We start from the raw sequence: 13,071 nt of genomic DNA, 5'->3' as shown, positions 1-13,071 counted from the left end.
GACCGCATGGACCGGTACGGCGACCGGACCGGCCCTCCGGCCCGGCCGTGGAGGGGCGGCGTGGTGCGCTTGACACTAAAATCGAACATCCATTCTCATGGGATTCCGGCCGGGTTTTCCCGGGCCCGACCGTGGAGTTGTCCACAGGCCGGGAGGACGTCGAGGCCCATTGTCAGTGGCAGGGGTTAGCGTCTTTGACGTGAAGCGATCGACTCAAGCAAATCGGGTGGAACCCATGGCAGGAACCGACCGCGAGAAGGCGCTGGACGCCGCACTCGCACAGATTGAACGGCAATTCGGCAAGGGCGCGGTGATGCGCCTCGGCGAGCGGCCGAACGAGCCCATCGAGGTGATTCCCACCGGGTCCACCGCGCTCGACGTCGCGCTCGGCGTCGGAGGTCTGCCGCGCGGCCGTGTGGTGGAGGTGTACGGACCGGAGTCCTCCGGTAAGACGACGCTGACGCTGCACGCCGTGGCGAACGCGCAGAAGCTCGGCGGTTCGGTGGCCTTCATCGACGCGGAGCACGCCCTCGACCCCGAGTACGCGAAGAAGCTCGGCGTCGACATCGACAGCCTCATCCTGTCCCAGCCGGACAACGGTGAGCAGGCCCTCGAGATCGTGGACATGCTGGTCCGCTCGGGCGCCCTCGACCTCATCGTCATCGACTCCGTCGCGGCCCTGGTGCCGCGCGCGGAGATCGAGGGCGAGATGGGTGACTCGCACGTGGGTCTCCAGGCCCGCCTGATGAGCCAGGCGCTCCGGAAGATCACCAGCGCGCTCAACCAGTCCAAGACCACCGCGATCTTCATCAACCAGCTCCGCGAGAAGATCGGTGTGATGTTCGGCTCGCCGGAGACCACCACCGGTGGCCGGGCGCTCAAGTTCTACGCCTCGGTGCGCCTCGACATCCGTCGGATCGAGACGCTCAAGGACGGCACCGACGCGGTCGGCAACCGCACCCGCGTCAAGATCGTCAAGAACAAGGTCGCGCCGCCCTTCAAGCAGGCCGAGTTCGACATCCTCTACGGCCAGGGCATCAGCCGCGAGGGCGGCCTGATCGACATGGGCGTGGAGCACGGCTTCGTCCGCAAGGCCGGCGCCTGGTACACGTACGAGGGCGACCAGCTCGGCCAGGGCAAGGAGAACGCGCGCAACTTCCTCAAGGACAATCCCGACCTCGCCAACGAGATCGAGAAGAAGATCCTGGTGAAGCTGGGCGTCGGGGTCCGGCCCGAGGACGCCGCCGCCGAGACGGGGGCGGACGCGGCGGGCGCGGCGGCTCCGGCCGACGCCGCGGCGAAGCCGGCGACGGCGGCCGGCAAGACCAAGCCGGCCAAGGCGGCCGCGGCCAAGAGCTGATCCGTGACGCGTCGTACTGAGTGGCCGGCCGGCGCCGCCGACCCCGGCGTGGCCTCCGGATCCGGTGAGGGAGCGGGACGCCGTTCCCGCTCCCGGTCCAGTGACAGCGGTTCCCCCTCCTCGTCGAGGGCCGAGAAGGGGGAACCGCGCGACCCGGTCGAGCAGGCCCGCAACATCTGTCTGCGCCTGCTCACCGGCACACCGCGCACCCGCAAGCAGCTCGCGGACGCCCTCCGCAAGCGAGAGATCCCGGACGAGGCGGCCGAAGAGGTGCTGTCCCGCTTCGAGGACGTCGGGCTGATCGATGACGCCGCATTCGCCGACGCCTGGGTGGAGTCACGGCACCACGGCCGGGGGCTCGCCCGCCGGGCGCTGGTCCGTGAGCTGCGGACCAAGGGCGTGGACGCCGTCGTGATCGACGAAGCCGTCGGGCAGCTCGACTCCGAGCAGGAGGAGGAGACCGCGCGGGAGCTCGTCGCCCGCAAGCTCCGGTCCACCCGTGGACTGGACCGCGACAAACGCCTGCGCCGCCTCGCGGGCATGCTCGCCCGCAAGGGGTACGGCGAGGGGATGGCCCTGCGCGTGGTGCGCCGGGCGCTGGAGGAAGAGGGGGAGGACACGGAGGGGCTGGACGAGCCCTTCTGAGCCGGCGGCCGCTACTGGCCCGCGCGGGCCGCGCGGCTGATGGTGGCGTCGATCAGTGCGAGGGCGTCCGCGGCGGTACGCCCCGGGTAGCGGTTCCAGGGGCCGATCAGCCCGGTCCAGCCCCGGAAGCGCAGCTCCGCGATCATCCAGGCCCCGGCCCGGTCGACCGTCTCGGCGGAGCCGTAGCCCAGGCGGTGCGCGGTGAGCATGGCGCCGCAGACGCAGCGGGCGCCCCGGATGTTGCGCAGCCGGTACGGGGTGTTCTGCCAGCCCCACTCGGTCAGGACCAGCCGGGCGTGGGCGAGATGGACGGACGGCCGCACATCGGGCCGCCCGACGCGCCGCCACGCGTGGAGCCGGTCGGGCAGGATCGCGCCGATGCGCCCGGGGAGCGGACGCTCGCGCGGTGCGGCGGGGGGCAGCGCCCGGACGGTGTCGGCGATCAGCCGGTCCACCGGCACGGAGAGCAGGGTGCGCCAGTCGGCAGCGGGGACCGGCTCGGCCGGCGCGGTCAGGTCCCAGCCGGTGACGATTTGCCGCCAGGCGTCCGTGTCATGGAGGCGCGCGGCCTGGGCGTCGAGTTCGTCGGGGGTGAGGGCGGTGGTCGGCATCGGTGCGTGCTCCCCGTCGTAGCGGCGTACCGGCTCCCCTGATGGCGTTCCGGCGAGCGGGCCGGGCCGGAACGGCCGCGCCCGCCGTGAGGCGAATGTCCGCCCGCCCTCCGGACCGCTCCACCTGAGCGACGCCATACGGGTGTGTCACGCGGCATTCCGGTGGCGAACGGCACCGCACGCGGGGTTGCTGAGGCGCCGGTGCCCGCAGGTTCCCGCACCCGGTGCGGCTGATGCCGCGATCTGCGCCGCACCGCTGCGCGCCCGGCCCTCGCGGGATGAGCGGTGAGCCGTCGGCGTGGGCACGGCTGCACCGATGCCCCGTATCGCGCCTGCGCCCGCGCTTCCGGTGCGGCCTCAGGCCGGGCTTGGCGGCGCACCGCCCTCGCCGCGAGCCGTGCCGTGCCGTGCCCATCCGGGTCCGGCAGGCAGCCGGCCCGGATCGGCGCGGCTGCAGAGGCGCTGCGCCCGGACCGGGCAGGACCCGGCGGTGAGCCGCTACCCGGCTCAGTCGGCCCGTACGGGCGGCTGCGTTTCGTACCCGCGCACCGCGCGGGGTTCCGTCGGTCGGTGCCGTGCCCCGCGGTCAGCCGACCTCCGCGTGCGACGGGCGCCGGCCCAGCGCTCGGCCCGCCTCCGACGGTGAGCTTCACGTCGCCTCGCCCGTGCGGCGGGGCGCACGTCCCCCGTCCTCGCCCGCGCGGCCGGGCGCGCGGCCCCCGTCCGGCGGGGAACTTCCCCTCGCCCCGCGCGGAAGCGCGCCCACGCAGCCGTACCCACCCCGCCCCCTTCCGGGGGACAACCCCCCTACGGAGACGCCGGGATGCTCCAGTGCACAGGTATCTGTGCACAGAGCAGTGTGTGACGCATGCCAAAGAACCCCGGTGGTACCGAGATCACGGAGTTGGCAGCGCTCAAAGCGCTTGCCCAGCCGCGACGTCAGCAGATTCTTCAGCACCTCGGTCTGCACGGCCCCGCGACCTCCGCGATCCTCGCCCGGGCGCTGGGGCTGAACACCGGGGCAACCAGCTATCACCTGCGTGAACTGGCCCGCTACGGCTTCGTGGCGGACACCGAGCCGCAGGAGCCGGACGGGCGTCGCGGCAGGTGGTGGCGGGCCGTCCCCGGGGACCGGCGCTTCCCGCCGCCGTCCCGCCGCACGCCCGAACTGCGCCTCGTCATCGACGAGCTGAACCGGCACGCGTACGCCGCCGACCTCGCCCTCTTCGAACGGCTCCAGCGCGAGAGCGCCGACGCGGCGCCGGACGAGTGGGCCGACGCCTTCGCCTACTCGCGGGGCGCGTTGAGCCTCACCCTCCCCGAACTCCGCGCGTTCTTCGAGGAGTACATCGCCCTGATGAACCGCTACCGGCGCCCCGGCGCCGACACCGCACCGGGTGCCCGGACGGTCCACACCCGCCTGCTCGCCTTCCCGGACCCCGGACGATCAGAGATGGACGCCTCATGATGCTGCGCTATGCCCTGCGGACGATCCGGCACCGCAAGGCGGGATTCCTCGGGGCGTTCCTCGCCCTCATGTGTGCCGCGGCGCTCGTCACCGCCTGCGGCACCCTGCTGGAGACAGGCCTGCGCGGCCGGATCGCCACCGAGCGGTACGCGGCCACGCCACTGATCGTCTCCGCCGACCAGAACGTCCACCGCACGACCGTCAAGCACAAGGGCAACGGCAAGACGAAGATCAAGCACAAGGCGAAGCCCGTCGCCGAACGTGCCTGGCTGCCCGCCGCCACCGCGGACCGGCTGCGCCATCTGCCGGGTGTCCGCACGGTCGTCCCCGAACTGACCTTCCTCGCCCAGCCGCTCGGGCTCCCCGCCCACGCAGCGGACGACGACGTCCCCTTCCGCGGGCACGCCTGGTCGTCCGCCCCGCTGACCCCCTTCGCGCTGACCGCCGGCCGCGCCCCGGCGTCCGCCGACGACGTGGTGATCGACCGGACCCTCGCCGTACGGGCGGGCCTCGCGACCGGTGACCGGGTCACCGTGCAGTCGACCCGCGCCCCGCGCACGTACCGCATCAGCGGCATTGCCACGCCCCGGGACAGGGGCGAACTCCGGCAGCAGCGCTCGCTTTTCTTCTCCGACGCGGAGGCCCAGCGGCTCGCGGACCGCGCCGGCCGGGTCAGCGCGATCGGCGTCCTCCCCGAGCCCGGGACCGACACGGGCACGCTCAAGGAGCAGGTCACGGCCGCCCTCAAGGGCACCACCGCCCAGGTGGCGACGGGTGACGGCCGCGGACCGGTCGAATTCCTCGACGCGGCGGGGGCCCGCGTCAAGCTGGTCTCGATGGGCGGGGCCATGGGCGGCACCTCGCTGCTGGTCTCGGTGCTCGTCGCGGTCGGGACGTTCGCCCTCTCCATCCAGCAGCGCCACCGCGAGCTGGCCCTGCTCCGTACCATCGCCGCCACCTCGCGTCAGGTCCGCCGGCTGCTCGGCCGGGAGGCCCTGGTCGTCGGAGCCTTCGCCGGGGTCCTGGGCGCCCTCGCCGGACTGCCGCTCGCCGCCTGGCTGCACGCCCGGTTCACCGGTATGGGCGTGATCCCGCCGACTCTGGAACGCACGGCCGGAGCCCTCCCCGCCTGCGCGGCCGTCGCCGTCACCCTGTTCGGCGCCTGGGCGGCCGCCCGGATCTCCGGCCGCCGGATCGCCGGGCTGCGTCCGGCCGAGGCGATGGCCGAGTCCGCGGTCGAGCGCCGCCGCCCGGCCCGGATGCGCGTCCTCGTGGGGCTGCTCCTGCTCGCCGGCGGCGGCACGCTGGTGGGTGTCCTGAGCGTGCTGCGAACCGAGGCCGCCTCGACCCCCGTGACCTTCCTGGCCGTGGTGGTGCTGGCCACGGCGGTCTCGCTGCTGGGGCCCCTCCTCGTGCGGGCCGCCGCCTTCCTGACGGCCGGCGTGCTCCGGCGGACGGGTCCGATGAGCACCCTGGCCACCGCCAACGTCCGGGGAAACTCCACCCGGATGGCCTCCGTCGTCACCCCGCTCACCCTGCTCATCGGCATGACCTGCACGGTCCTCTTCCTCCAGCCGACCGTCGGCGACGCAGCCCGCGCCCAGGCCAGGGAGGGCACCCGCGCCACCTGGGTGCTCGGCGCGCAGGGACCCGGCGTGCCGTCGGCGGCCACCGAGGCGGTCCGTGCGACGCCCGGCGTCACCGCCGCCACGGAGGTCGTACGGACCACCGTGCGGGTGGGCCTGGAGAAGTACGCCGCACAGGGCGTCACCGGCCAGGGGCTCACCCGCACCTGGGACCCGGGCGTGACGAGCGGTTCCCTCGCGAAGTTCGCCGCAGACGGGCGGGCCGCCGCGATCAGTGAACTCGCCGCCGACCGGCTCGGGCTGCACGTCGGCAGCGAACTCGCCCTGCACCTCGGGGACGGCACCCCCACCACCCTCACCGTCGCCGCCGTCTACCGGCGGGGCCTCGGCTTCGGGGACCTCACGCTGCCGCACGACCTGGTCGCACGGCACATGGACAACCCGCTCGCCGCGACGGTCCTGGTGGCCGGGAACGCCCCTGGGGACGAACTGGCCGACGCCGTGCAGAAGTTCCCCGGCGTCGAGGTCGTCACTCCGGCGGTCGCCGACCGGCTCCAGGCCGACCGGGGGCAGGAGAACGCCGAGGTCAACCTCCTCGCCATGGGCCTGGTGCTCGCCTTCACCGCCATCGCCGTCGTCAACACGCTGGCCATGTCGGTGTCGGAACGCTTCAGGGAGTTCGCCCTGCTGCGCCTCGCGGGCGCCACACGCCGTCAGGTGCTGCGGATGCTCCGCACCGAGACCCTGTCGGTCCTGGTGATCTCCGCGGCCCTCGGTACCGGTATCGCGCTCGCCGTACTGACCGCGTTCAGCGTCGGCATGACGGGGAGCGCGGCGCCCGGTGTGCTGCCCCTGGTGTACGGGACCGTGGTCGGCGTCGCCGGGCTGCTCGCCCTGGCCGCGACGGCACTGCCCGGCCGGTTCGCGCTGCGGACCCGCCCGGTGGAGGTGGCCGCGGGCCGGTGACGAGGGGGACATGAGGGGGCGGCCCGGGCGGGCCGCCCCCTCGTCTCACGTCTCGACCGGAAGCCCTGCCGCGCGCCACGCCTGGAAGCCGCCCACCAGGTCCGTCGCCCGGTACAGGCCGAGCCGGTGCAGCGACTCGGCCGCCAGGCTCGACGCGTAACCCTCGTTGCAGATCACCACCACCCGCAGACCGTGGTCCACCGCCTCCGGTACCCGGTGGCTTCCCCGCGGGTCGAGCCGCCATTCCAGCTCGTTGCGTTCGATGACCAGGGCCCCCGGGATGAGCCCGTCCCGCTCGCGCAGCTCCGCGTAGCGGATGTCCACCAGCAGGGCGCCCCCGGCGGCCGCCGTGGACGCCTCCTGCGGGCCGAGCCGTTCGTAACCGGACCTGACCCGCTCCAGCAACTCGTCGATGCCGATGGGCTCGTCGCTCACTGCCAGTCCTCCGGTCCTTCGGTCTGCTCCAGGCGCAGCACCGCGCCGGTGCGGCTGTAGCGGCGGATGCGCGGCAGCGGCGGGTAGTACGCGTGCACGGAGACGGCGTGCTCCGTGGGGGACTCGTTCAGCACCTCGTGGACGTGATGCCGGCCGAAGGCCCTGCCCCGGCCGGGGGTCAGCTCCCGGGTGCGGTCGATGTCCTCGGCCAGTTCCAGGGTCTTCCAGCCGTCGGTCGGCAGCCGGGCGGCCAGCGAGTGCTCCCTGAGCGTGCCGGCCGCGGTGAGGAAGGCGCCGACCGAGTCGGCGTGATCGTGCCAGCCGGTACCGGTACCGGGCGGCCAGCCGATCAGCCATGCCTCGCTGCCACCGGGACCGTCGAGCCGGATCCAGGTCCGGCCCCCGGGGTCGAGGGGAAGGGAGGCGATGAGTGCGGTGTCCTCGGCGGTGCGGCGGACGAAGTCGAGCAGTTCCGCGGCGGTCGGGGCCGGCGCGGACGTGTGCGTGGGCACGGGTGCGGTGGGGAAGGGTGAGGCAGACACGGAGACCGTCCTGAGAGTTCGCGCGGACGCCCCGCCGCGCGGCACAGCGCACGGCGAGGGCAGGTGAAGGCGATTCAGCAGGACGGGCGACACACGCAGCCCGCATAGCGGAGCAGGTCCATATGGACCCTCCGCCACAGGCGCACATCGGTGTCGGTCATGACCGGGAGTAGACCACGCACGCCCGCGAGGGTCAATTGACGTCCGCGGTCCTGTCGGCACGCACCGACGTCCGGGCCGCGCCGCCGCGCGCCGCGTCCGCCGCCGCGAACAGCTCGGCCGGACGCACCCCGCCGAACGCCTCCACGAGATGTCCGTCCGGCCTGACCAGCAGGACCGTGTGCGCGGAGGCCCCCGGATAGCTCTCGGCCACCAGCAGTTCGGCCTTCACCGGCAGCGCCGCGACGGCCTCCACCAGCCGGGGCATCACTCCGGCGCGCATCCAGTGGCGCCGGTCCCATACTCCGGTTCCGGGCGCCACCAGCACCACGAGCAGCTGCCCCTGCCCCAGCCGCTCCCGCAGCCGCACCGGGGTGCCGTCCGGCGCCGTGACCCGTACGTCGGCCACTGGCGCACCGGGGGGCGTGCCCACCGAGGTGTGCGCCTCGCCGCGCGCGGGCGCAAGGGGGGACAGCGCGTAGGAAGGGGGCGCACCGAGAGGGCCGCAGCCCAGATGCCCGTCCATGAGCAGGGTGTCGTGCCCCCGTGCGCTGCCCGGTACGAGCGTCCGCAGACCTCCGCCGCCCCGCAGTATCGGCAGCGACTGGTCGGCGGCGCGCAGCCGTGCGGCGACGGCGGCCCGGCGCTCGGCCTGGTAGCTGTCGAGGAGCGCGTCGGACGCCCCGTGGTGCCAGGCCAGAGCCAGCTTCCAGGCCAGGTTCTCCGCGTCCCGCAGCCCTTCGTCGAGCCCTTGGGTACCGAGGGCGCCGAGCAGATGGGCGGCGTCCCCGGCCAGGAAGGAACGCTTCACCCGCCACCGTCGGGCCAGCCGGTGGTGCAGCGTGTAGACCCCGGTGTCCAACAGCTCGTACGGAGGTGTCTCGCCGCACCAGCCGGCCAGGGTGTCCCGGACCCGGGTGACGAGCGCGTCCGGCGTGACCAGTTCGCCGCGCGCGGGCAGGAGCCAGTCCAGCCGCCACACGTCGTCGGGCAGGGGCCTGGCGGTGACCTCGGCGCCACCGGTGCGCCAGGGCGGCGACCGGTGCAGCACGGCCTCACCGGGCCGGGGCAGCTCGGCGCGCAGCGCGGCCACGGCGTGCCGTTCCACCGCCGTACGTCCGGGAAACCGGATGTCGAGGAGTTTGCGCACGGTGGACCGGGCGCCGTCGCAGCCGACCAGGTAGCTCCCTCGCCACCAGGTCGATCCGGGCTCCCTGGTGTGCACGGTGACCCCGGCCGGGTCCTGCTCCAGGGTGTCGATCCGGCTGGGCCCGGCGGTCTGCACCAGCTCCTGCGCGGCCACCGCGTCCCGCAGGCCCCGGACGAGCGCGTGCTGCGGTACGTGGACGGGGGCGGCGGGCACGTCGTCGCCCGGGACCGGGTCGTCGCCGAGCGGCAGCTCGCGCACCAGCTGCCTGCGCCGTACCGATCGCCAGCCGGACCAGCGCAGTCCCTCGTCCCGTAGTGCCTTGCAGCCCAGCCGCTCCAGGAAGGCCGCGGTGTCCTCGCGCAGCACGACCGTACGGGCGGGGCGCGTCTCGTCGTTGTCGGGGTCCTCGTCGAGCAGCACGGACGGCACGCCCTGCGCGGCGAGGGCGAGCGAGAGCGCCAGACCGACCGGCCCGGCACCGACGACGATCACCGGGTCCACGGTGCGTCCCCCGTCGGAAGCGCGGCGGAACGGAACGGTCCGGTGGAACGGAACGGAAGGTGCGCGGGCGTCGAAGGGGGTGCTGCGGCGTCGGGGACTCGGTGCGCGATCACAGAACGTATGCAACCTACTGCCGGTGCTTGCGTCAAGCGACGCCGGAACGCGGCGAGGGGCGGTGGCAGGTGTGCCACCGCCCCTCGCGGGCGTCGTTACGACGAGCCGTCAGACGGCGCGTCCGTCGTCCACGTTGAGCGACGGCGCACCGATCGTCTCCAGTTCGCCCCCCGGTCCGGTGCCCACGACCGCGCCCGTGCTCTTCTTGCCGCGCCGGAGCCACCGCTCCAGCCAGCTCGCGAAGGATGTCAGGGCGAAGTTGAGCGCCAGGTAGACCACCGCGACGATCGTGAAGCACGCGATGGTGTTCGCCCCGTAGTTCGCGGACATCGGCCGCACCGAGGCCAGCAGCTCCGGGTAGCTCAGTACCGCGCCGCCGAGAGCGGTGTCCTTCACGATCACCACGAGCTGGCTGACGATGGCCGGCAGCATCGCGGTGACCGCCTGCGGGAGCAGCACGAAGACCATCGTCTGGCCCTTGCGCATGCCGATCGCCTTGGCCGCGTCCGTCTGCCCGCGGGGGAGCGTCAGGATGCCGGCTCGCACGATCTCGGCGAGGACCGAGGCGTTGTAGAGCACCAGACCCGTCACGACGGCGTACAGCAGACGCGTGTCCGGTTCGAGGTCGGCGTACTCGGAGTACATCGCGTTGGCGATGATCATCAGGAGCAGTACGGGAATGGCGCGGAAGAACTCCACGACCACCCCGCCCGGAACACGCACCCAGCGGTGGTCCGAGAGCCGGCCGATCCCGAAGAGCGCGCCCAGCGGCAACGCGATGAGCAGCGCGAAGAACGCCGCCTTGATCGTGTTCTGGAAGCCCGGCCAGATGTAGGTCTCCCAGGCCTGGGTGCCGGCGAAGAACGGCTTCCACTTGACCCAGTCGAGCTGGTGCTTGTCGGCGAGGCCGTTGTACACCCACCACACCACCGCTGCGGCGGCCAGTACGAAGACGACGGTGTACAGGATGTTGCGCCGCTTGGCGCGGGGTCCCTGCGCGTCGTAGAGGACGGAACTCATCGCTTCACCGCCACCTTCTTGGCCACCCATCCGAGGATGAGACCGGTCGGGAGGGTCAGGACGATGAAGCCGAGGATGAACACACCCGCGATCAGCAGCAACTGGGCTTCGTTCTCGATCATTTCCTTCATGAGGTACGAGGCTTCCGCGACCCCGATCGCCGCTGCGACGGTGGTGTTCTTCGTCAGTGCGATGAGCACGTTGGACAGCGGGTTGACCACCGACCGGAAAGCCTGCGGGAGCACGATCAGCCTGAGTACCTGGGTGAAGCTGAGCCCGAGTGCACGCGCCGCCTCGGCCTGGCCGACGGGCACCGTGTTGATGCCCGAGCGGAGGGCCTCGCACACGAACGACGCGGTGTAGGCGGTGAAGGCGAGCACCGCGAGGCGGAAGTTGATGACCTTGAAGTCGCCTCCGCCCCCCAGCGTGATCTGGAGGGTCTGGAAGAGGCCCAGCGAGGCGAAGACGATGATCACGGTCAGCGGAATGTTCCGGACCACATTCACGTAGGCGGTAGCGAAACCGCGCATCAGGGGGACCGGGCTGACCCTCATGCCGGCCAGCAGCGTTCCCCATATGAGGGAGCCGAGGGCGGAGAACACGGTGAGCTTCACCGTGACCCAGAAGGCCCCCAACAGGTCATAACCATCAAGAAAGTCGAACACGATCTCCCGTGCTTCCGCGTGTAGGAGGGCGCGGCGCGCCGCCGTTCAGCGGCGGCGCACCCGGTCAACCCTGCTTCACTTGACGACGTTGCCGATCTTCGGGGCGGGCTCGTTCTTGTAGCCGGCCGGACCGAAGTTGGCCTCGACCGCCTTGTCCCACGAACCGTCCTTGACCATCTTGGTCAGCGCGTCGTTGATCTTCTTCTTGAGATCGGCGTCGCCCTTCTTCAGGCCGATGCCGTAGTTCTCGTTGGTCATCTTGAAGCCGGCCAGCTTGAACTTGCCCTTGTTGACGTCCTGCGAGGCGTAGCCGGCGAGGATGCTGTCGTCCGTGGTCAGCGCGTCGACGGCCTTGTTCTCGAGGCCGGTCAGGCACTCCGAGTAGCCGCCGTATTCCTGCAGCTGCGCCTTCGGGGCCAGCTTGTCCTTGACGTTCTGCGCCGAGGTCGAGCCGGTGACCGAGCAGAGCTTCTTGTTGTTCAGGTCCTCGGGCTTCTTGATCGAGGCGTCGTCCGCGCGGACCAGGATGTCCTGGTGGGCGAGGAGGTACGGACCGGCGAAGTCGACCTTCTGCAGACGCTCGTCGTTGATCGAGTAGGAGGCGACGATGAACTTCACGTCACCGCGCGAGATGGCCGTCTCGCGGTCGGCGCTCTTCGTCTCCTTGAACTCGATGTTCTTGGCGTCGTAGCCGAGTTCCTTGGCGACGTACGTGGCGACGTCGACGTCGAAGCCGGTGAACTTGCCGTCCGGCGTCTTGAGGCCGATACCCGGCTGGTCGATCTTGATGCCGATGGTGATCTTCTTGCCGCCACCCGAACCGGCCGAGTCGTCCTTGTCGTCGGAACCACAGGCGGTAGCGGTGAGGGCGAGGGCGAGCACGGCGGCCGAGGCGGCGGTGACCTTACGAAGCTGCATGGTGAGATTCCCTAGAATTGACGTGATGCGAGTGATCAGCAGATACGGATACCGGTGCTGAAGGCTCCATCAGTGGTGAAGGATCTTCGACAGGAAGTCCTTGGCACGGTCACTGCGCGGGTTGCTGAAGAACTGGTCGGGCGTGGCCTCTTCGACGATCTTCCCGTCCGCCATGAAGACGACCCGGTTCGCCGCGGAGCGCGCGAAGCCCATCTCGTGGGTGACGACGACCATCGTCATGCCCTCGCGGGCGAGCTGCTGCATGACCTCAAGCACCTCGTTGATCATCTCCGGGTCGAGGGCCGAGGTCGGCTCGTCGAAGAGCATGACCTTCGGGTCCATCGCCAGGGCCCGGGCGATCGCGACGCGCTGCTGCTGGCCGCCGGACAGCTGGGAGGGGTACTTGTCGGCCTGGGTTCCGACGCCCACCCGGTCGAGCAGCGAACGCGCCTTGTCCTCGGCCGCCTTCTTGTCCGTCTTGCGGACCTTCAGCTGGCCGAGCATCACGTTTTCCAGGACCGTCTTGTGGGCGAAGAGGTTGAACGACTGGAAGACCATGCCGACGTCGGCACGCAGTCGCGCCAGCTCCTTGCCCTCCGCGGGCAGCGGCTTCCCGTCGATCGTGATCGCGCCCGAGTCGATCGTCTCCAAGCGGTTGATCGTGCGGCACAGCGTGGACTTACCGGACCCGGACGGCCCGATGACGACCACGACCTCGCCGCGGGCGATCGTCAGGTCGATGTCCTGGAGCACATGCAGCGCGCCGAAGTGCTTGTTGACGTTGCTCAGCACAACCAGATCGCCGGCGGGCGCGGGTGCAGCGTCCTCGGCGCCCTTGGTCACTGAAACTCCGCTCATCGGCTTCTTGCTCCGTCCTCCTCGGTTGGGAAGGACCCTAGTGACGCAGTGCTACGAACGTCATTACATCTGA

At 71.6% G+C, this 13,071-nt stretch carries 13 protein-coding genes; 4 read left to right on the top strand and 9 right to left on the bottom strand.

Annotated features, from left to right (window positions below; genetic code table 11):
* Positions 1 to 235: 235 nt before the first annotated feature.
* Together recA and recX are read left to right on the top strand one after the other, a co-directional pair.
* The gene (gene recA / locus ACFZAT_RS29185; RefSeq protein WP_391268522.1) at positions 236 to 1,360 is read left to right on the top strand and encodes a recombinase RecA; all 1,125 of its coding nucleotides are present in this window, start codon (positions 236 to 238) and stop codon (positions 1,358 to 1,360) included.
* Positions 1,361 to 1,363: 3 nt separating this feature from the next.
* On the top strand, positions 1,364 to 2,005 hold the full coding sequence (gene recX, locus ACFZAT_RS29180) for a recombination regulator RecX (protein WP_391268521.1): 642 nt from the start codon (positions 1,364 to 1,366) through the stop codon (positions 2,003 to 2,005).
* An 11-nt stretch (positions 2,006 to 2,016) separates the two neighbouring features.
* Here recX and ACFZAT_RS29175 read toward each other — a convergent pair whose 3' ends face one another.
* Positions 2,017 to 2,616: a hypothetical protein gene (locus ACFZAT_RS29175; RefSeq protein ID WP_391268520.1), complete on the bottom strand. Its 600-nt coding sequence runs from the start codon at positions 2,614 to 2,616 to the stop codon at positions 2,017 to 2,019.
* An 868-nt stretch (positions 2,617 to 3,484) separates the two neighbouring features.
* On the opposite strand from ACFZAT_RS29175, the gene ACFZAT_RS29170 reads away from it, so the two are divergent.
* Both ACFZAT_RS29170 and ACFZAT_RS29165 read left to right on the top strand, forming a co-directional pair.
* Entirely contained in the window at positions 3,485 to 4,084 is a 600-nt protein-coding gene (locus ACFZAT_RS29170) for a helix-turn-helix domain-containing protein (protein WP_391268519.1), read from the top strand.
* On the top strand, positions 4,081 to 6,636 hold the full coding sequence (locus ACFZAT_RS29165) for an FtsX-like permease family protein (RefSeq protein WP_391268518.1): 2,556 nt from the start codon (positions 4,081 to 4,083) through the stop codon (positions 6,634 to 6,636). Before ACFZAT_RS29170 ends, ACFZAT_RS29165 begins: the two co-directional genes overlap by 4 nt.
* Before the next feature lie 45 nt (positions 6,637 to 6,681).
* Here ACFZAT_RS29165 and ACFZAT_RS29160 read toward each other — a convergent pair whose 3' ends face one another.
* The 8 genes from ACFZAT_RS29160 to ACFZAT_RS29125 form a co-directional block, all read right to left on the bottom strand.
* Positions 6,682 to 7,071 carry a rhodanese-like domain-containing protein gene (locus ACFZAT_RS29160; protein WP_391268517.1) on the bottom strand — a complete coding sequence of 130 codons (390 nt, stop codon included), beginning with the start codon at positions 7,069 to 7,071 and terminating at the stop codon, positions 6,682 to 6,684.
* On the bottom strand, positions 7,068 to 7,613 hold the full coding sequence (locus ACFZAT_RS29155) for a cysteine dioxygenase (protein ID WP_391268516.1): 546 nt from the start codon (positions 7,611 to 7,613) through the stop codon (positions 7,068 to 7,070). Before ACFZAT_RS29155 ends, ACFZAT_RS29160 begins: the two co-directional genes overlap by 4 nt.
* 74 nt (positions 7,614 to 7,687) lie before the next feature.
* Complete coding sequence (locus ACFZAT_RS29150; protein ID WP_311307652.1) at positions 7,688 to 7,774, bottom strand: putative leader peptide; 87 nt, start codon at positions 7,772 to 7,774, stop codon at positions 7,688 to 7,690.
* 32 nt (positions 7,775 to 7,806) lie between these two features.
* Positions 7,807 to 9,423 (bottom strand): FAD-dependent monooxygenase, encoded by a 1,617-nt coding sequence (locus tag ACFZAT_RS29145; RefSeq protein ID WP_391268515.1) that lies wholly within the window; start codon positions 9,421 to 9,423, stop codon positions 7,807 to 7,809.
* Between the two features lie 222 nt (positions 9,424 to 9,645).
* The gene (locus ACFZAT_RS29140) at positions 9,646 to 10,557 is read right to left on the bottom strand and encodes an ABC transporter permease subunit (RefSeq protein WP_391268514.1); all 912 of its coding nucleotides are present in this window, start codon (positions 10,555 to 10,557) and stop codon (positions 9,646 to 9,648) included.
* Positions 10,554 to 11,222 carry an ABC transporter permease subunit gene (locus ACFZAT_RS29135; protein ID WP_391268513.1) on the bottom strand — a complete coding sequence of 223 codons (669 nt, stop codon included), beginning with the start codon at positions 11,220 to 11,222 and terminating at the stop codon, positions 10,554 to 10,556. Before ACFZAT_RS29135 ends, ACFZAT_RS29140 begins: the two co-directional genes overlap by 4 nt.
* Positions 11,223 to 11,297: 75 nt before the next feature.
* Positions 11,298 to 12,140 carry a transporter substrate-binding domain-containing protein gene (locus tag ACFZAT_RS29130; protein ID WP_391268512.1) on the bottom strand — a complete coding sequence of 281 codons (843 nt, stop codon included), beginning with the start codon at positions 12,138 to 12,140 and terminating at the stop codon, positions 11,298 to 11,300.
* Between the two features lie 69 nt (positions 12,141 to 12,209).
* The gene (locus tag ACFZAT_RS29125) at positions 12,210 to 12,998 is read right to left on the bottom strand and encodes an amino acid ABC transporter ATP-binding protein (RefSeq protein ID WP_026171813.1); all 789 of its coding nucleotides are present in this window, start codon (positions 12,996 to 12,998) and stop codon (positions 12,210 to 12,212) included.
* Between the last annotated feature and the right edge of the window lie 73 nt (positions 12,999 to 13,071).

The organism is Streptomyces sp. NPDC008163 (genome assembly GCF_042956885.1).
GTDB classification, from domain to species: Bacteria; Actinomycetota; Actinomycetes; order Streptomycetales; family Streptomycetaceae; genus Streptomyces; species Streptomyces drozdowiczii_A.
This window is presented reverse-complemented; position numbering and strand designations above follow the sequence as displayed.